Annotated in this window: 17 protein-coding genes; 4 read left to right on the top strand and 13 right to left on the bottom strand. The window is 63.0% G+C overall.

Annotated features, from left to right (window positions below; translation table 11 throughout):
- Positions 1–146: 146 nt before the first annotated feature.
- From QZ501_RS05485 to QZ501_RS05495, 3 genes are all read right to left on the bottom strand, one after another.
- Complete coding sequence (locus QZ501_RS05485; protein WP_295717840.1) at positions 147–2,249, bottom strand: FAD-dependent oxidoreductase; 2,103 nt, start codon at positions 2,247–2,249, stop codon at positions 147–149.
- A 233-nt stretch (positions 2,250–2,482) separates the two neighbouring features.
- A complete protein-coding gene (locus QZ501_RS05490) occupies positions 2,483–2,875 on the bottom strand; it encodes a nuclear transport factor 2 family protein (RefSeq protein ID WP_151441385.1) in 393 nt (130 codons plus the stop codon).
- A 42-nt stretch (positions 2,876–2,917) separates the two neighbouring features.
- Entirely contained in the window at positions 2,918–3,670 is a 753-nt protein-coding gene (locus QZ501_RS05495) for an aspartate/glutamate racemase family protein (RefSeq protein WP_295717843.1), read from the bottom strand.
- Between the two features lie 507 nt (positions 3,671–4,177).
- Here QZ501_RS05495 and QZ501_RS05500 point away from each other — a divergent pair.
- Complete coding sequence (locus QZ501_RS05500) at positions 4,178–4,645, top strand: transposase (RefSeq protein ID WP_295717845.1); 468 nt, start codon at positions 4,178–4,180, stop codon at positions 4,643–4,645.
- 322 nt (positions 4,646–4,967) lie between these two features.
- On the opposite strand, the gene QZ501_RS05505 is transcribed toward QZ501_RS05500, so the two are convergent.
- Both QZ501_RS05505 and traF read right to left on the bottom strand, forming a co-directional pair.
- Positions 4,968–5,225 carry a YkgJ family cysteine cluster protein gene (locus tag QZ501_RS05505; RefSeq protein WP_295717848.1) on the bottom strand — a complete coding sequence of 86 codons (258 nt, stop codon included), beginning with the start codon at positions 5,223–5,225 and terminating at the stop codon, positions 4,968–4,970.
- Between the two features lie 245 nt (positions 5,226–5,470).
- The gene (gene traF / locus QZ501_RS05510) at positions 5,471–6,805 is read right to left on the bottom strand and encodes a conjugal transfer protein TraF (RefSeq protein ID WP_295717850.1); all 1,335 of its coding nucleotides are present in this window, start codon (positions 6,803–6,805) and stop codon (positions 5,471–5,473) included.
- A 221-nt stretch (positions 6,806–7,026) separates the two neighbouring features.
- On the opposite strand from traF, the gene QZ501_RS05515 reads away from it, so the two are divergent.
- Both QZ501_RS05515 and QZ501_RS05520 read left to right on the top strand, forming a co-directional pair.
- Positions 7,027–7,575, top strand: a complete 549-nt coding sequence (locus QZ501_RS05515; protein ID WP_295717852.1) for a hypothetical protein — start codon at positions 7,027–7,029, stop codon at positions 7,573–7,575.
- Positions 7,572–8,735 (top strand): flagella assembly protein FlgT middle domain-containing protein, encoded by a 1,164-nt coding sequence (locus QZ501_RS05520; RefSeq protein ID WP_160897788.1) that lies wholly within the window; start codon positions 7,572–7,574, stop codon positions 8,733–8,735. The genes QZ501_RS05515 and QZ501_RS05520 overlap by 4 nt, the downstream gene beginning before the upstream one ends.
- Positions 8,736–8,834: 99 nt before the next feature.
- Here QZ501_RS05520 and QZ501_RS05525 read toward each other — a convergent pair whose 3' ends face one another.
- The 7 genes from QZ501_RS05525 to sufB form a co-directional block, all read right to left on the bottom strand.
- Positions 8,835–9,287 (bottom strand): SufE family protein, encoded by a 453-nt coding sequence (locus tag QZ501_RS05525; protein ID WP_295717856.1) that lies wholly within the window; start codon positions 9,285–9,287, stop codon positions 8,835–8,837.
- Between the two features lie 299 nt (positions 9,288–9,586).
- Complete coding sequence (sufT, locus tag QZ501_RS05530; RefSeq protein ID WP_160897792.1) at positions 9,587–10,126, bottom strand: putative Fe-S cluster assembly protein SufT; 540 nt, start codon at positions 10,124–10,126, stop codon at positions 9,587–9,589.
- A gap of 17 nt (positions 10,127–10,143) precedes the next feature.
- On the bottom strand, positions 10,144–10,500 hold the full coding sequence (locus QZ501_RS05535) for an iron-sulfur cluster assembly accessory protein (protein WP_151441378.1): 357 nt from the start codon (positions 10,498–10,500) through the stop codon (positions 10,144–10,146).
- A 246-nt stretch (positions 10,501–10,746) separates the two neighbouring features.
- Positions 10,747–11,964 carry a SufS family cysteine desulfurase gene (locus QZ501_RS05540; RefSeq protein WP_295717859.1) on the bottom strand — a complete coding sequence of 406 codons (1,218 nt, stop codon included), beginning with the start codon at positions 11,962–11,964 and terminating at the stop codon, positions 10,747–10,749.
- Entirely contained in the window at positions 11,961–13,268 is a 1,308-nt protein-coding gene (gene sufD, locus QZ501_RS05545) for a Fe-S cluster assembly protein SufD (RefSeq protein ID WP_295717861.1), read from the bottom strand. Before sufD ends, QZ501_RS05540 begins: the two co-directional genes overlap by 4 nt.
- A gap of 10 nt (positions 13,269–13,278) precedes the next feature.
- On the bottom strand, positions 13,279–14,040 hold the full coding sequence (gene sufC, locus QZ501_RS05550; RefSeq protein ID WP_151441375.1) for a Fe-S cluster assembly ATPase SufC: 762 nt from the start codon (positions 14,038–14,040) through the stop codon (positions 13,279–13,281).
- 264 nt (positions 14,041–14,304) lie between these two features.
- The gene (sufB, locus tag QZ501_RS05555; protein WP_160897797.1) at positions 14,305–15,819 is read right to left on the bottom strand and encodes a Fe-S cluster assembly protein SufB; all 1,515 of its coding nucleotides are present in this window, start codon (positions 15,817–15,819) and stop codon (positions 14,305–14,307) included.
- Positions 15,820–16,162: 343 nt separating this feature from the next.
- Between sufB and QZ501_RS05560 the strand changes: the two genes are divergently transcribed.
- Entirely contained in the window at positions 16,163–16,501 is a 339-nt protein-coding gene (locus tag QZ501_RS05560) for a tRNA-binding protein (protein ID WP_151441373.1), read from the top strand.
- An 18-nt stretch (positions 16,502–16,519) separates the two neighbouring features.
- Here QZ501_RS05560 and QZ501_RS05565 read toward each other — a convergent pair whose 3' ends face one another.
- Complete coding sequence (locus QZ501_RS05565; protein ID WP_160897798.1) at positions 16,520–17,674, bottom strand: MFS transporter; 1,155 nt, start codon at positions 17,672–17,674, stop codon at positions 16,520–16,522.
- Between the last annotated feature and the right edge of the window lie 46 nt (positions 17,675–17,720).

Below are 17,720 nucleotides of genomic sequence, written 5' to 3' on the forward strand. Positions count from 1 at the left end.
GACCAGCCCCACCGGCAGTATCCGCAGCACGGCCGCCATCAGCGGCTTGTCCGGGGGCAGCAGCTCGGTGGTCACCAGGTAGGTGCTGCCCCAGATTGCCGGGGGCAGCGCCGCCATGAGCAGGATCAGGGCACGGTGAGCGGGGCTCACAGAAGCTCCTTGCGCCAGCTCTCGTCAAAGCCCTCCAGCGCGCCGTGCTCGATGAACCGGTCCGGGCTGTCCAGCAGTTCCCGGCCGGCAAGCATGCCCTCGTAGATCACGTCCTGGAGGGGACGGGGGAGCTGGGCATCACCGACGCAGTGCAGGTTCTCGATGCGCCCCTGGAGCGCCCCGTAAAGGGCGTTGTCCGAACGGTGACCGCAGGCCATGACGAAGGTGTCGGCCTCCAGCACCTGGGTGTCCTGGTCGGTGAACAGGTTGAACAGCTGCGTCCTGCCGCCGTCGATCCAGCGGACCCAGGCATTGATGGTGTACTCCAGCCCCTTGCGGAAGACGTGCTGGTAGTTCACCGGCAGGTCCAGTGTTACGGCCAGGTTGGGGGCCAGGGCGTTGAACCGGCTGATCAGGTGCACGTTGTGGCCCCGGTCCAGCAGGAATTCCGCCGCGCCCAGGGCGTAACGGCCGCCATCCTCGTCGAACAGCACGACGTTTTTACCCACGGAGCCGGGGTTGTCCAGGATGTCCATCACGCTGAGCACGTTGGCCTGGTTGGTGCCCGGGACTTCGTCCACGGCGGGGCGGGTGGAGGTGAAGCCGGTTTTCAGCGGTACCGAGCCGGTGGCGATGATGACGCCGTCCGCCCCGAACGCTTCGATCTCGTCGGCGCTCCAGCTGGTGTTGAGCTGGATATCGACGCCGGCCTTGCGCAGCTGGCGTTCCAGGTCGCGCGGGATGAAGCCGAACTTGTCGCGCCGTGGCAGCTGGGCGGCGTAGTTCACCTGCCCGCCCAGCTTGCCGGCACGTTCGATGAGGGTCACCTCGTGACCGCGCTGCTGCAGCGTCAACGCGGCTTTCATGCCGGCAGGGCCGCCCCCGACAACAAGCCAGTTCGCCGGTTTCCGGGCGGGCTGCAGCGTGTGCGCCCCAAAGGCCTGCTCACGCCCGGCGGCGGGGTTCACCACACAGGAGATGGCATTGCCCATCATCAGCCGCGCAATACAGCCCTGGTTGCAGCGGATGCAGTGGTTGATCTCGTCCTCACGGCCTTGCTGGAGCTTGTTGGCGAAGGCCGGGTCGGCGATCTGGGTGCGGGTCATGGCGACCATGTCCGTGGCGCCGCTGGCGACCAGTTCCTCGGCGCTGTGCGCATCCACGATGTGGCCGACGATGAACATGGGCACGTTCGGGTTGACCGACTGGATGGCCTTGCGCATGCGGGCGCCATCCTTGACCAGCCAGTTCTCGGCGTAGTCCCCGGGCGGGATCTGGTCGGCGTGGGCGGCGTAGGTGCCGGCGGTGGCGCTGACGTAGTCGACCTTGCCGGTGGCGACCAGCAGCTTGGTCATCTCGATGGCCTCATCGGCCTGCATGCCGCCAGCGGTGCACTCGTCCATGGAAACGCGGATGCCGACCATGAAGTCCGGCCCCACGGCCTCGCGCACCCGATCGATGGTCTCGATCGGGAAGCGCACGATGTTCTCACGGCTGCCGCCGTACTCGTCGGTGCGCTTGTTGTAGACGTAGGACAGGAACTGCTGGTGGAGGTAACCGTGCGAATAGTGCAGCTCCACGCCGTCAAAGCCGGATTCCTTGGACTGTACCGCCGTGTGGGCAAAGGCCTCGGAGACTTCGTCCATCTCGGCCTTGGTCATCTCCCGGGCCCACTCGTTGTAGGCGGGGGATTTCATGGTGGAGGGGCCCCAGACCACGCGGTAGTCGTCCTGGGAGCCACTGCGCCCCTGAGGGCCGAAGTGGATGAGCTGGGCCACGATCCGGCCGCCGAACTCGTGCACCGCCTGGGTCATCTGGGCGTCGCGCTCGACAATGGCCCTGAGGTTGCCGCGGGCCATGGTCCGGTGCGGGCCGGTGGAGTTGGGGTGGACGTGGCGCGCGCCGGTGACGATCAGGCCAATGCCGCCCTTGGCGCGCTCGGCCTGGTAATAGATGTCGCGGTTGTTGGTCAGTCCATCGCCGGCATGGAAGCCCTTGGCATGGGCGGTCTGCATCAGCCGGTTACGGATGGTGACGTTGCCGATGGTCAGCGGCGTGAACAGGTTCGGGTAGGCGTGGGAATTGTTATTGGTGCTCATGGTGGACCCCTTTGTGTGGTTCAAGGAGGTGTAGCAAACCGCAGGCCAACCCGGATAGGCTTTTAAAAACATGTGTTTATGGTTGTGGTTTGGGGTTTGGGAGGTGGGGGTGATCCATTGTGAAAGGGTGCGTCTTTCACAGCTGAAAAAAAGGCGCCGACCCGGAGGTCGGCGCAAGGACAGCGCTCGCATCGCTGTATCGGAGGCAGGGTGGTGCGCGAGTTGATGCTGGCTTACTTGAGAACGTTGGGGCCGCTCATGAACACAAAGACCCGGGAGAACTTGCCGTCCTCGACGTACCAGAAATTGCAGTTGGTGAGTTTGATCTCGCCGCCGTCTTCGGTTTTCAGGTAGACGTTGAAGCGGGCGGCGATGCTCTGGGTGGCTTCATCCGCCGTGCACTCGAAGTCGCCGTGCCAGATCTCGGTGTAGGAGTCGAACAGGGTCTGGAACATCTGGCGGATGCCGTCATCCCGGCCTTCGTGGACGATCGGGTCCGTGGGCACGGTGAGCGTGGCGTTGTCGTGGAAGTTGGCGAGCACGCCATCCATGTTCTTCCTGTCGACGTTGGCGAAGTAATCCATGGTCGCCTTTTCGATGAGCTGGTCGCGTGTGAGCTTGGTCATTGGGGTTATCCTCTCTGGTGTTGTTGGTGGCCTCGGACAGTCTCAGCCGCCTTTCACGATCTGGTGGTAGACCTCGAAATTGGGCTTCTCCGGCGCGGGATAGGCCTTCTTGCTGTGGGTCAGCCCCAGTTCCAGCATCATCTGGCAGGTCTTGAACGTGACCTGGCCCGGGTTGACCACCGGCACCGGGAGTCGCTCGGCCAGGAAGGCGTGGGACTGGTGCATGGTGGTCGAGCCCAGAATGATGGTGTCGGCGCCGTCTTCGGTGATCGCCTTCTGGGATTCCTCCAGAAGCTTATTGAACACCACTTCTTCCTTGCCGGCGAGCAGTTCCGACAGGTCCGGGCGTGTCTTGATCGAGCGCATGCACGCCAGACGGTCCCACATGCGGTATTCGGTCAGGGTCTTGTCGTAGAGCGGGAACCATTCGTCCCACATGGTGACAATGCCGAACTTCTTGCCCAGGTTGGCAGCCATGTAGAAGCTGGAGGCGCCGGGGGCCACAACCGGGATGTTGAGGCACGAGCGCAGGGCGTTGATGCCGGAGTCGCTCATGGTGTCGATGCAGACGGCGCTGTAGCCTTCCTTCTCGGCAGTCAGCGCGGCCTCGACCACGCTCACGTCCATCAGCAGGGCATCGTGGAAGCTGTCGCCCAGGGCCGCGCCGGCCTTGACCGCCTCAAACACGACCTCGTAGTCCGGAGGCAGCAGACCGTCCGGCAGCTGGGCCTGGCGCGCGGCCACGCCGGCGGCATCCACCGGGATGGGAATGATCACTTTGATTCGGTGGCTCATGGTGCAGTGTCCTTGTTGTGGCGTTGTTGTGAAGAGACAGCAGCATGCTCTGTGCCATGTTGTGATCGGATGGAAAGGGTCTTTTTAAAACAGGGTCTTAAAGGGGCGCGAGCGATAAGGGATGGGCACGGATTCTTCAATTCTGAAAAGCCCCCGTCCACGAATGAAACGCCCCCTATCGCGGCCATGGCCGCTCCCACAGAACCCCGCTCCCCCTCCCCCTGTAGGAGCAGCCATGGCCGCTCTAACAAAACCTGCTACCTATCCCCCTGTAGGAGCAGCCATGGCTGCGACAGGAAAAGGTCGCGGCCGTGGCCGCTCCTTCGGGTGAGCCTGGATTTGTAGGAGCAGCCATGGCTGCGACAGAAACAGGCCATGCCATCACTGCGATAGGACAGGAGTCGCGGCTATAGCCGCTCCTACAGGGATGGTGGGGGTTCCGTTGCGGTAGGCCGCGTGGGATCATTCCGGCCGGAACGCGTCTACAACCAGGGAAGGAGACCGCCCATGGAACGGGCCACCCAACCTGCAGGCCATCGCCTGCGTCGAGGCCGGGTCAGCGAGCCGGGCCGCATCTATCTCGTTACTGCAAACTGCTGGAACCGGCACACCGTATTCAGGGAATTCGAATCCGGCCGAGCCGTTGTTGGAGGGCTTCGTGAGGCGGAAGACCTTGCGGAGACCTGGTGTTTTGTGGTGATGCCCGACCATATCCATTGGCTGATGCAGCTGCGCGACGGCGCGTCACTTGAACGGGCAGTGGGCAAGGTAAAGGCCAGAGCTACGCTGCGCCTCAGAAATCTTCGTCCGGAACTGGCCGAAGCCCGTATATGGCAGCCAGGGTTCCATGACAGGGCGTTGCGCCGGTACGAGGATTTGCGGGCAGTGGCGCGCTATGTTGTGGCCAACCCCCTGCGGGCGGGGCTGGTCGAGCGGATTGAGGATTATCCACTTTGGGATGCTTGTTGGTTGTGATGGGGGATGATCGCGGCCATGGCCGCTCCCACGGGTGAGCCTGGATTAGTAGGAGCAGCCATGGCTGCGACAGGAAAGGTCGCGGCCGCGGCCGCTCTCACGGGTGAGCCTGGATTTGTAGGAGCAGCCATGGCTGCGATAGGAAAAGGTCGCGGCCGCGGCCGCTCTCACGGGTGAGCCTGGATTTGTAGGAGCAGCCATGGCTGCGACAGGAAAAGGTCGCGGCCGTGGCCGTTCCTACGGAGGAGGATGGGTGTTTGGTTGTAGGAGCAGCTATAGCTGCGATCAGTGAATCGCGGCCGTGGCCGCTCTCCTACGGGGGTCAGCCTTCCATTTCTTTCAGGATCATCAGGGCCTCTTCCCGGCTGTTTCCGCACACGCTGTGTTCGGCCTGGAAAGCTTCACACACGGCGGGGCGGCTGGGGTCACCGAAAAGTCTGCAGTGGTAATTCTCATCGAGTTGCACACAGGGCGTGCCGGCGGGCTTGCCGTTGGGCATGCCAGGGATGGGCGACGAGATGGAGGGCGCGATACAGCAGGCGCCGCAGCCGGCGCGGCATTCGAAGGTGTTGGTATGCATTGGGGCATGATACCAGCCACCGCCCAGTGCCTGTAGGAGCAGCCAGGGCTGCGATAGAAGCAGGTCGCGGCCGTGGCCGCTCCTACGGGGGAGGATGGGCTTTTGGTTGTAGGAGCAGCTATAGCTGCGATCAGGGAATCGCGGCCGTGGCCGCTCCTACGGGGGAGGATGGGTTTTTTGGTTGTAGGAGCAGCTATAGCTGCGATCAGTGAATCGCGGCCATGGCCGCTCCTACGAGGGGGTGGTCAGAAGGACATGCCCAGCTCCACGGCGCCGCCTACTTCCTCGCTGCTGAACAGCGCGCCGGCCTCGATGCGCAGGGCCCAGGGGGACAGGGCAAAGCCGGCGGTGTACTGGGTTTCCTCCTCGATGCCATCCTCCCCGGTATCGCTGGCGAGGTTCTGGCGGGCGCCAGCGCGCACGTTGATCCAGTCGTAGACGTTGAATTCACCACCCACGGCGAGCCACTGCTGGTCGGCGGCCGGGCCGATGCCTTCGTTCTTGGTCAGGTCCAGGTCCGCGGTCAGGGTGTGCCAGCCGCTGGTGTGGGCCACGCCGACGGTGACGAGCGGATCGAGTTTCATTTCCTCACGATCGTATCGGCCCGGAACAGGGCTGTCGTTGTCCTCAACCGTTTTCAGGGTTTGCGGGATCAGGTTGCGGACGGAGGCACCGACCCGCCATTGGTCACTGCTTCCAAGATCGGCGCTGGCGCCGATGTCCACGTTGATGTGGGTGTCTTCGGTTTCGTATTCGGAGGCGTCGAAGTCGTCTTCGTCAAAATCATCCACGCCCTGGGCGTAGTCGAAGGTGCGCATCTGAACGAGTTTGGGGGTGACGCCGAAGTTCACGCTCTGCCCCTGGATCTCGAAGGAACGGGCAAGGGTGAGACCGATTTCGCCGACGGCTGAGGCGAGGACGCGGCCATCGGATTTCGGGTTGATTTCGCCGGACTCATAAAGTGAGCCGAGAGCGTTCTCAATGTCATTAGCATCTTGAGGGTTGTTGAGATTTGCTACTTCGTCCAATGCCTCAAGGTCTTGCGGGTCAATTCGGCTTTCCACGGTGGCGCGAAGCTGGGCGTTGGCGTGTAGGCTTACTCCCAGCGTGGGTGAGGGCAAAGCGAACAAGGTGCCAAGGCCCACATCTCCCCGGACGAATTCGTTATCGATACCGCGCAGTTGGCTGGCCAGTTCGCCGGCCTGGTTCTGAACTGCATCGATATCCGATTGGGTCGCAGTGTTCGTGTTAAGACTGTTAAGGGTGGTTTCCAGATCTTCAATCGTATCCTGGATCCGGTCGACTTCATCCACCACATCCTCGTTCTCCGCATACCGAGCATTCACGGAAGGCAGGGTGACTGAGAACCCATCGTTCCAGCCGCTGTGATCGGCCGCCAGCAGCGATGGGTTGAACAGCGCGGCACCGCTCGGGCGTGCTGCAGCGACGCCGGTGCCGCCCATGCCGAAGGCTCGGACGTCGTTGAACTGGGGTGGCGCGGCCTGGGTGCTCGCAGCTGCCGTAGTGAACGCAACCGCCATGGCGAGGCGGGTCCGGGCTCGGGAGGAGCTTGTGGTCATGGGGTGATTCCCTCTCAGTGACGTGGATTTAATCCGGTGAACACTGGCAGCGTAGTCAAAGCACGGGGAAAGGCCATGTTTTGCTACGTGCGGAAACGACTTTTTACAGGCACTTGCAGAGTGATCAGATGCTGTACTGTCGGAGTATGGAAGGTGTTCTTTCTGGTCCGGTATTTGCATGCATCTACTGACGGCAAACCTGAGGGGAGCTCCGGCAAAGCGTGAAGATTGTGCAACTGACCCTTGCCATGGTGGCGGCACTGCTGGCGGCAGGCTGTTCCAGTCTGCCCTGGATGGATACGCCTTTCGGTGCCCCGGAGGAGGCCTGGTTGCTGCTGGCCCGGGGGGAACTGGATGAGCCCACGGCTGAGTTCGGTGAGGTTGAGGACTACTGGCGCCAGCGTCTGTGTGAGACCGAGCAGCAGGCGAGAAGCCGACTGGAACACCGGGTGAGGGCGGAACTGGAAACGGCATGGGCCGAGGCAAGGCTGGCCGGGGGAGGCAATGCCTTGCCGGCGCTGACCCAGGGGAAACGGGAACAGATGGTCTCGCAGGTGATGGCCGAGGCCCGTCTGCTCGGTCGGGTCCGGCCTGAGTCGGGGCGTTTTGAGTCGTTCCATGGGGTTCGGTTGAGCGGCCGGCTGGCACAGTGCCTGACCGAGACCGCAGGGGCGAAGGGGTGCGCCCGTCCGCCGGTAATGGAGCCGGTATCGGCCTGCGGGGATCTGACTCCCGCGCCTGAGCCACTGTATTTCCTGGAGGGGGCATGAGAATCACATTGATGGGAGCGCTGCTCATGGCGCTCGTGGCCTTGCCGCTGGGTACCAGTGGTGCCCAACAACAGAGCGCTGGCGCGGATAAGCAGCCCGTGCAGGTCCACTTCCCACAGCAGCTGCGCCCCCAGCCTGCGGTTTCGAGACTAGGCGGGCCGGGCAGTGCCGGGCAGGGTGAGGCAGTGAAAGAGACCCGCCCGGTCGCGCTGGTACCCCGGGATACGGACAACCGTGAGCGCTCGGCCGCCAACCTCCGGCGTTTGCAGCGGGCGCCCTCGCTGCAGGAGGGGTCCTCCTGCCCGGGGCGTGATACCAGCCGGTTCCGCAAGAGTGTGGCCATCACCCGTTTCCCATTGCTGGACTCCGATGGGGCGATGCTGGGGCGGCTGGGCAACGTTGTCCGGGCCCTGCCGCGGATGCTCAACGATGATCTGAGTTCCCGTGAAACCATCCTGATGCATCAGGCCTTTGACCGCCGGCTCTATGATCGGGCGGTCAACGCCCCGACCGTACAGGCGGTTGACCGGCATCTGACCCGTGCCTCGGAGCTGACCCGTGCCATGGGGGTGCAGTTTGTGATCTCCGGAGTGGTTCACGACATCGGCGTTGAGAACCCGGACGCCTGGGGAACCTCAGCCGCATCCTGGCTGGGTCGCGGATTGGGCGTCGCGAATCAGCAGCGCCGGCTGGCGGTGGATCTCTTCGTGTATGACGGGCTCAGTGGTGTGATGGTCATGAGTGACCGGCTGGCGGTGCGTGGCGAGTGGGATCACGCTCGGGAAGCCGACGTGGGTTTCGGCACGCCAGCGTTCGCGGAGACCGAATTCGGGAAACGGATTGGTGAGCGGGTTTCTGAGCTGGCGGACGAGGTGGCGGTGAATCTGGGCTGCCAGCCGTTCATCGCCTCCGTGGAGCGGGTGGACAGTCGCCGCGTACGGATCAGCGCCGGTGCGGATTCCGGGCTGCGCCCTGGCCAGACCATGGAAATTCTGCGCGCTGAGCGCTATCTGGATCAGCCCCAGGAATACCCGGCCCTGAGACCCATTGGCCGGACTCTGGAAATCCAGCAGGTCCAACCGCGCTTCAGCAGTGGTCAGCTGCCAGTGGAAGGTGGGCGGATCAATGTTCAGCGTGGGGATCGTGTGGTGATCTGGTAACCAGAACGGCGCCGTCACTAACCGTAGGAGCGGCCATGGCCGCGAAACCCGAAACAGATCGCAGCTATAGCTGCTCCTACAGGGAATAGGTGGGGCGGGTCAGGTGTACTGCTGGGCGGTGGCGCGGATCTGTTCGACCATGGCGCGCAGGCCGTTGCCCCGGGTGGGCGAGATATGGCGCATCAGGTCCAGTTCCTCGAACAGGCCCTCGATGTCCACCGCCAGAAGGTCATCCGGTGTGCGGCCGTTCAGGGCGATCATGATGATGGCGGCGAGACCGCGCACGATCATGGCGTCGCTGTCGATCAGCAGGTAGAGCCGGCCACTTTCCGGGTCTTTCCAGTGGATCAGCCAGACCTGGCTCTGGCAGCCGTGGACGTAGTTCTCCTCGCGCCTCTCGTCGTCCGGGAAGGCGGGAAGCTTCTTGCCCAGGTCAATGATGTAGCCGTAGCGTTCTTCCCAGTCGTCCAGCAGCTCAAAGCCGTCCCGTACATCATCGGTTGTGATGTCGGTGCCGAGTTCGGTGTTGGTGAAGTTGGTATCCGTCGTCATGGGAACCTGTTCATCAGTAGGAGCAGCTATAGCTGCAATCTGTTTTGGGGTTCGCGGCCATGGCCGCTCCCACATGTTCTGTGTTTTCTGTAGGAGCGGCTATAGCCACGATTTGTTTCGGTTTCGCGGCCATGGCCGCTCCTACGTGTTCTGTGTTTTCTGTGGAAGCGGCTATAGCTGCAATCTGTTTCGGTTTCGCGGCCATGGCCGCCTCTACGTGTTCTGTGTTTTCTGTAGGAGCGGCTATAGCCGCGATCTGTTCGGGGTCTCGCGGCCGTGGCCGCTCCTACAGTGGGGGATCAGAGCAGGCCGAGTTCGAGTTTGGCCTCTTCAGTGAGCATCTCACTGCTCCAGGGTGGATTAAAGGTGAGTTCCACCTCGACATCGTCCACGTTCGGAACGGACTCTACCTTACGCTTCACGTCATCGGCAATCACAGGGCCCATGCCGCAGCCCGGCGCAGTCAGGGTCATCAGGATGTAGGCGTGGTTACCTTCGCTGTCGTTCCAGACCTTGCAGTCGTAGATCAGTCCCAGATCGACGACGTTCACGGGAATTTCCGGGTCGTAGCAGGTCATAAGGGCTTCCCAGACCTGGTCCTCGTTGATGCTGCCGTCGCTGGGGGTCTCGAACTCGCTTTCGGCTACCTGTTTGCCGATGGCGTCGGCGTCCTTGCCGTCAAGGCGCGCCAGGTTGCCGTTGACGGCCACGGAGAAGCTGCCGCCCAGTGCCTGTGTGAGCGTGACAAAGGTGCCCTCGGGGATGGTGATGGCGGTGCCGGAGGGCACCAGCCGGGCTTCCACATCCCGTTGGGTTACGACAACTTCCCGATCCTGCATAGTCTGTTCCGGTTGCCTCAGTTCACCGCAAAGCTTTCGCCACAGCCGCACTCGGCGGTGGCGTTGGGGTTGCGGAATTCGAACATGCTGTTGATGCCCTGAGTGACGAAGTCGATCTCAGTGCCGCCGACCATCGTCAGGTCCTTGGCGCTGACGTAGACCGTTACGTCCTCTGACATCTGAAACGCGGTGTCATCGTCGCCGGGGTCGCGCACGAAATCCGTGGTGTACTTGAACCCGGAGCAGCCGGATTTTTTCGTACCCAGGCGGATGCCGGCCATTTCCGGCCGCTTTTTCAGCTGTTCACGACAGTGTTCGATGGCTGCATCGGTCATGGTGACGCCGGTCTGGGGCGTTACGGTTTCCACTGTCATGTTGCCCTCCTTATTCCGATGGGCATTTTTTCCGTGGGAATCGCTTGTTAGCAAGCGCCTACGGTAACTCTGTTTGCAGGGTTTCGCAGCTGTAGCTGCTCTTACTGAAACCCGAACCTTGGGAGCGGGCGCCGCGGCGATCAGCACTGATCGCAGCTGTCGCTGCTCCTACAATAAATCTGGAGTCGTAGGAGCGGCCATGGCCGCGATTACCGCCGGTCGCAGCCATATGGCTGCTCCTGCTGTTTATTTGCCGGTGAACAGGCGCTGGATCCTCTGCAGGCCCTGGAAGAAAGTGTCCACCTCTTCCACCGTATTATAAAACGCGAACGAGGCCCTGGCAGTACCCGCGATGCCGAAGTGCTCCATCAGCGGCATGCAGCAGTGATGACCGGTGCGGATAGCGATGCCCTGCTGGTCGAGCAGGGTGCCCAGGTCGCTGGGATGCAGGCCTTCGAGCCAGAACGAGAGCACTGGGACCTTATTTTCCGCCTGGCCATAGCGCGTCAGGCCGGGGAAGTCGGCAACCCATTCGTCCACGCGCCGGCCCAGCGCGGCCTCGGCCTCACGCAAGCCGTCGTGGCCCAGATCGTCCAGGTAGCGCATGGCGGTGGCCAGGCCGATGGCTTCGGCGATGGCCGGTGTACCGGCCTCGAAGCGGTAGGGCGTCTTCTGGAAACTGGTGCCCTCGAAGCTCACCCGGTGAATCATCTCGCCGCCGGTCTGGTAGACAGGCCACTCGTTGAGCAGGTTCTCCCGCCCATAGAGCACACCGATGCCGGTGGGGCCGAACAGCTTGTGGCCGGAGAAGACGTAGAAGTCGCAGTCCAGAGCCTGAACGTCCGCGCCCAGATGCGGTATGGCCTGGGCGCCGTCGACCAGGGTGTAGGCGCCGGCTTCCTTCGCGGCTGCCACCATTTCCCGGGTGGGATTGATGGTGCCGAGCACGTTGGACACCGCCGTGATGGCGAAGACCTTCGTGCGCTCACTCAGCTGGTCGCGGAAGCTCTGCTGGTCCAGCTCGCCCTCGGGGGTAACCTCGATCACCTTCAGGCTCGCGCCGGTGGCCTCGGCCAGCATCTGCCAGGGCACGATGTTGGCGTGGTGCTCCATGCGCGAGACCAGGATTTCGTCCCCCTGTTTAAGAGAGCGGTAGAACCCGTTGGCCACGAGGTTGATGCCCTCGGTGGTGCCGCGCGTCCAGATGATCTCGTTGGCGCTGGCGGCGTTGATCTGGCTGCGGACCGTCTCGCGGGCACCCTCGAACAGGGCCGTGGCACGATCACCCAGGCTGTGCGCGCCGCGGTGCACGTTGGAGTGCGTCTCGCGGAAGTACTGGGTCATGGCGTCCATGACCGCCTGCGGTTTCTGGGCCGAGGCGGCGTTGTCCAGATAGACCAGTGGCTTGCCGTTGACCTCCTGCTCGAGGATCGGGAAATCCGCGCGCACCTGCTCCAGATTCATTCAGCCGCCCTCCGGAAGCTGGCTTCGATGAAGTCCGTCAGGCGGGTGTTGACCGCCTCGCGGATGTCCTCCAGCGGTACCTGGCCCACAAGCTCGTGCACGAAGGCCATGCTGAGCATGGTTGCCGCCGTGTCGCGGTCAATGCCGCGCGAGGTCAGGTAGAACAGCGAGCCTTCGTCCAGCTGGCCGACGGTGGCGCCATGGGCGCAGGTGACGTCGTCCGCGTAGATCTCAAGCTCGGGCTTGGTATCAATCTCGGCGTTGGTCGACAGCAGCAGGTTCTTGTTGTTCATATCCGCGTGGGACTGCTGGGCGTCCGGGTGGATATGAATGCGGCCGTTGAAGATCGCGTGTGAGCGGTCCGCCGCGAGGCAACGGTAGTTTTCGTCGCTGTCGCAGTTCGGTACCACGTGGTCGATGGCCGTGTGGTTATCGTAGTGCTGGCGGTCCTGGGTCAGGGCAATGCCGTTCAGCCGTGCGTAACCACCCTGGCCTTCGAGCCTGACCTGGAGGTCGTGCCGGCGCAGGTCGCCGCCGAAGCCGATGCAGTGGCTGTCGAGTTTGGCATTGGCGCCGACCTTCACGCCGGTAGCGCCGATGTGGCGCACGTTGGCCGGGTCCATGCACAGCCGGATGTAGGTGATGTTGGCGCTGTCGTCGAGCAGCAGTTCGGAGACGCTGTCCACCAGTACCGGCTGGTCGCCATTGCTGATGTATTCTTCCACCAGTGTCATCTTGCTGCCCTGGCCGGCTTCGACCATGACGCGGGGGTAGTTGGAGCCACTGGCACCGGCATCGGTGACGTACTGGATGTAGACCGGTTTGTCGACGCTGGTGTCCGCTGAAAGCCGGATCAGTACGCCGTCTTCGAGCCGCGCGGTGTTGAGCGCCGCCAGCTGGGTGGTGCCGTGGTCGAGCGTGGTGTCGAGTTTCTTGGCCACGCTCTGGGCGGCGACATCGTCCAGATCCACAAAACGGCGAATGTCCACGCCGCTGGCGCTGGGCAGGTTGCTGCTGTCGAGATCGACCACCCCGTTGCGGATGACCAGACGGTAAACGCCTTCAACGCTGCGGTAATCAGCGTCACCCGTGGCCTGGGTCTGCGGCGCCAGTTCCGGATCCAGCTTGAGGTAGCGGCTGGAGTATTTCCAGTTCTCGGTCCGGCGGTTGGGCAGTGCCATGCCAGTGATGGCCTTGCTGCGGATGTCGCGCAGGCTCTTCAGCGGCGCGGGCAGCTGCTTGCCACCTTCCGGTGTGAAGGCATCGTCCAGCGGTGTCAGGGGCGTCTTGTGCGCAAGTGTCATGGAACCTCCTTCAGCCGGCGGCTTCCGCTTCGTTGATGCCGAGCCAGCCGTAGCCGTGTTCTTCGAGTTCCATCGCCAGCTGCTTGTCGCCGGTCTTGATGATCTGACCGTTGGCGAGCACGTGCACGACGTCCGGCACGATGTGGTTGAGCAGGCGCTGGTAGTGGGTGACGACGAGGAAGGAGCGGTTGTCGGCCCGCAGGGTGTTCACGCCGTTGGCGATGGTTTTGAGCGCGTCGATGTCGAGGCCGGAGTCGGTCTCATCGAGGATGCCCAGGCGCGGCTCCATCATGAGCATCTGCATGATCTCGTTGCGCTTTTTCTCGCCACCGGAGAAGCCTTCGTTGACGCCACGCTTGAGGAAGTCGGGGCTGAGGTCAACCTGCTTGGCTTTTTCCTTGGCCAGCTTCATGAAGCTGGGGGCGTCGAGTTCGTCCTGGCCGTGGTGCTTGCGCAGGGTGTTGAGGGCGGTGCGCAGGAACTGGAGGTTGCTGACGCCGGGGATTTCGACCGGATACTGGAACGCCAGGAAGAGGCCAGCGAGGGCGCGCTCTTCGACTTCGAGCTCGAGCAGGTTCTGGCCGTCGAACAGGATTTCGCCTTCGGTGACTTCGAAGGCTTCGTGGCCGACGAGAACCTGGGCGAGGGTGGACTTGCCGGAGCCGTTGGGGCCCATGACGGCGTGGACTTCGCCAGGTTTGATCTCGAGGTTGATGCCCTTGAGGATCGGGGTGCCCTCGACGCTGGCGTGGAGATTTTTGATGGTCAGCATGTGGGTGCTCTCTACCTGTTTACAGTTGTTCAAATGATCAAGACTGATGAATTCCTGCTCCGGGCGCTGGGGGACTTCGCTCCGGGAATCGCCACGAGTACGTCCATGTAGGCTGCTCTTCCGCCATCCATGGCTCCAGAGCTTCCCGGATCGAAGTCCCCCACCACCCGGTATCTGATTCTCTGCTGTACGCCGCTGGTGATGGGGTGATGTACCCCACCCACCTTGATCTGATCGCCTCGAAGACGCCTGATCCGGGTGTCTTTACCCGACTGAGCCTTCCAGGCTCACTTCCAGCAGCTTGCCGGCTTCGACGGCGAACTCCATGGGCAGTTCCTTGAAGACTTCCTTGCAGAAGCCGTTGACGATCATGGACACGGCCTGTTCCGGGTCGATGCCGCGCTGGCGGCAGAACAGCATCTGCTCGTCGCTCACCTTGGAGGTGGTGGCTTCGTGTTCCACCGTGGCGGAGCTGTTCTTGTTCTCGATGTAGGGGAAGGTGTGCGCGCCGCACTTATCCCCGATCAGCAGCGAGTCGCACTGGGTGAAGTTGCGCGCGCCTTCGGCGGTGGGCTGGAACTTCACCAGGCCGCGGTAGCTCTGGTCGCTGTGGCCGGCGGAGATGCCCTTGGCAATGATGGTGCTGCGGGTGTTCTTGCCCAGGTGGATCATCTTGGTGCCGGTGTCGGCCTGCTGGTAGTTGTTGGTCAGCGCCACGGAGTAGAACTCGCCGACGCTGTTGTCGCCCTTGAGTACGCAGCTGGGGTACTTCCAGGTGACGGCGGAACCGGTTTCGACCTGGGTCCAGGAGATCTTGGAGTTTTTGCCCCGGGCCATGCCGCGCTTGGTGACGAAGTTGAAGATGCCGCCGTTGCCGTTTTCGTCACCGGGGTACCAGTTCTGTACCGTGGAGTACTTGATCTCGGCGTCGTCCAGCGCTACCAGTTCGACCACTGCGGCGTGCAGCTGGTTTTCATCGCGTTGGGGCGCGGTGCAGCCTTCGAGGTAGCTGACGGAGGCGCCTTCGTCGGCGATGATCAGCGTGCGCTCAAACTGGCCGGTGTTCTCGGCGTTGATGCGGAAGTAGGTGGACAGCTCCATGGGGCATTTGACGCCCTTGGGCACGTACACGAAGGAGCCGTCACTGAACACTGCCGAGTTGAGTGAGGCGAAGTAGTTATCGCCACGGGGCACGACGGAGCCCAGATACTGCTTCACCAGCTCCGGATGCTCCTGCAGGGCTTCCGAGATGGAACAGAAGATGACGCCGGCTTCGGCCAGCTTTTCCTTGAAGGTGGTGACCACGGAGACGGAGTCGAAAACCGCGTCCACGGCGACGTTGCTGTAGGCGCCGCCACCGCCGGTGCTTTCAGCCTCGGACTCCGCCGGTGTGCCGGCGCCGGCCACGCCCGCCAGCGCTTTCTGTTCGTGCAGCGGGATGCCGAGCTTTTCATAGGTGCGCAGCAGCTCCGGGTCGACCTCGTCCAGGCTCTGGGGCTTGTCGCTGTCCTTCTTGGGCGCGGAATAGTAGGAGATGGACTGAAGGTCCACGGGCTCGAAGTTGACCTTCTGCCAGTTCGGCTCGGTCATTTCCTGGAACTGGCGATAGGCTTCCAGGCGCCATTCGAGCATCCATTCAGGCTCGCCCTTGATCTGGGACAGGCGCTTGATGACGTCCTCGTTCAGGCCGGGTTCGAAGGTGTCCGATTCGATGTCGGTGACAAAGCCGGCTTCGTATTCGTGCTTGACGAAGTCTTCGGGCTTATTGGATTCGGCCATGGCTGCAACTCCACTGGTTCTGGGCCTGTGCGCGCGAGGCACCGGCCTTTCATGAACGGATAAATTCGGGGAAGACTGTGCAGTGCAGTGTCTTGCCGGAATTCATCCAACCCCTTTGAAAAGCGTCTCCTGAAGCGGATTCCCGCGAGTTACGCTATCACTGGCTTCTACGTCCAGCCTTGTTCTGGAGATTGATTGTACAATACCTGAGTAAATATGTCAGGTATTCCGCCTGAGTGGTAACCATTATACCGGAAGCGGCATGGGCGGGGTTAATCGTGCTGATAGGGATCGGCTCCGGGTATAATCCGTGGCTCCTGGATTGACTCTGGAGAGAGTTGTAATGGAGACCATTGAGTGGGGTGATTTCGAGCGGGTGCAGATCCGGGCCGGCACCATTGTTGAGGTCGAGGACTTTCCGCAGGCCCGGCGCCCGGCCTACAAATTGCGCGTGGATTTCGGGGCCGGGCTCGGGGTTCTCAAATCCAGCGCCCAGATCACGGATCTTTACGCCCGTGAGGAACTCGAGGGGCGCCAGGTTCTGGCGGTGGTGAACTTCCCCGCCAAGCAGATCGGCCCCATCCGCTCGGAGTGCCTGGTCACCGGCCTGCATCGTGAGGACGGCGCGGTCGTGCTCGCAGTACCGGACAAGCCGGTGCCGAATGGGGCGCGGCTGGCCTGAGCTCGGCTGGCTGGCGGATCAGTTGGGCAGTCTCAGGCGCAATGCCAGAGGAACAGTGAGTGCTGTGCACAGGGTGATGAATCCCACGGCGGCGAGTGCGGCCCCGGTGGTGTCCGCCAGAAGGCCGCCGCCCAGGGGTACGAGGAACGCCACGGTGTAGCCGATGGTGAAGGTTCCTGCCGACAGCCGGCCGGCCTCGGCGCTTGGGACCAGTTGGGGTGGCAGTGAGACGATCAGGATGAGCAGGATGCCGGCAAAGAAGCTCATGGCCACGGCGAAGGCAACACCGGGCCAGCCGTCGACCAGGATGAAGCCGAGCATGGCGGCCACGCTGAGACCGGCGCTGCACAGGATTGGGCCGCGCCGGCCGACCCAGTGCCGGGCCATCCACAGCATCAGGGCCGAGGCGACGACCTGCGCGAAGTTGAAGCTGAACAGGGTGGTGTCCAGCCGGGCCAGTTCGCCGCGGTCCTCAAGGACGCTGGCCATGTAGGCGTTGGTGCCGAAGAAAAGCGACGCGGTGCCGGCCAGGAGCAGGCCGAGCTTCCACATCAGCGGGTCGCGCAGGCGCGGCAGCCACTGGCTGCTGTCGCTGCCATCGCTGGAGGCGGTTTTTGGCAGCATCAGAAGGAGCGCGATCAGCAGGGCCGGCAGCGACCACACAAGCAGTGTCAGTCGCCAGCTGTTTCCGGTCAGCGGCATGATGACCGGCAGAGTCAGGCCGGCGCCGATGAACTCGCCCATCAGCATGCCGTTCATGTAACAGGCCGAGCCCAGAGCGAGCCGTGTGGGAGTGAGCCAGCGTGGGAGAAGCGCCGGCAGCGACGGCTGCATGACGGCTATCGCCAGACCCATGACGGCACTGGCGCCCAACAACAGGACGGGGCCCTGGGCGAGCCCCCGGGTTGCCGACATGACGCCGACCACGGCCAGGGCAGCTGCCAGTGCGTTGCGTGGGCCCATGCGCATGATCAGGAGCGACCCCGCGAGTGCCCCCAGGGCGAGCATCAGAACCGGCAGGGTGGTCAGTGCCCCGATGTGGGTCTGGCTCAGGGCCAGTTCTTCGCCGATGGCCGGTGCCAGGGCGGGAGCCACCAGTATGGGCAGGCGCATGTAGAGCCCTGCCAGCCAGAGCAGGACCAGCAGGCCGATGTCCCTGGTGCGGTCGTTCATGGGATCCCCCTGACAGTACCCCCGTAGGAGCGGCCATGGCCGCGAT

Origin of the sequence: uncultured Halovibrio sp. (genome assembly GCF_913056445.1) — a bacterium.
In the GTDB taxonomy this organism is placed as follows: domain Bacteria; phylum Pseudomonadota; class Gammaproteobacteria; order Pseudomonadales; family Oleiphilaceae; genus Halospina; species Halospina utahensis_B.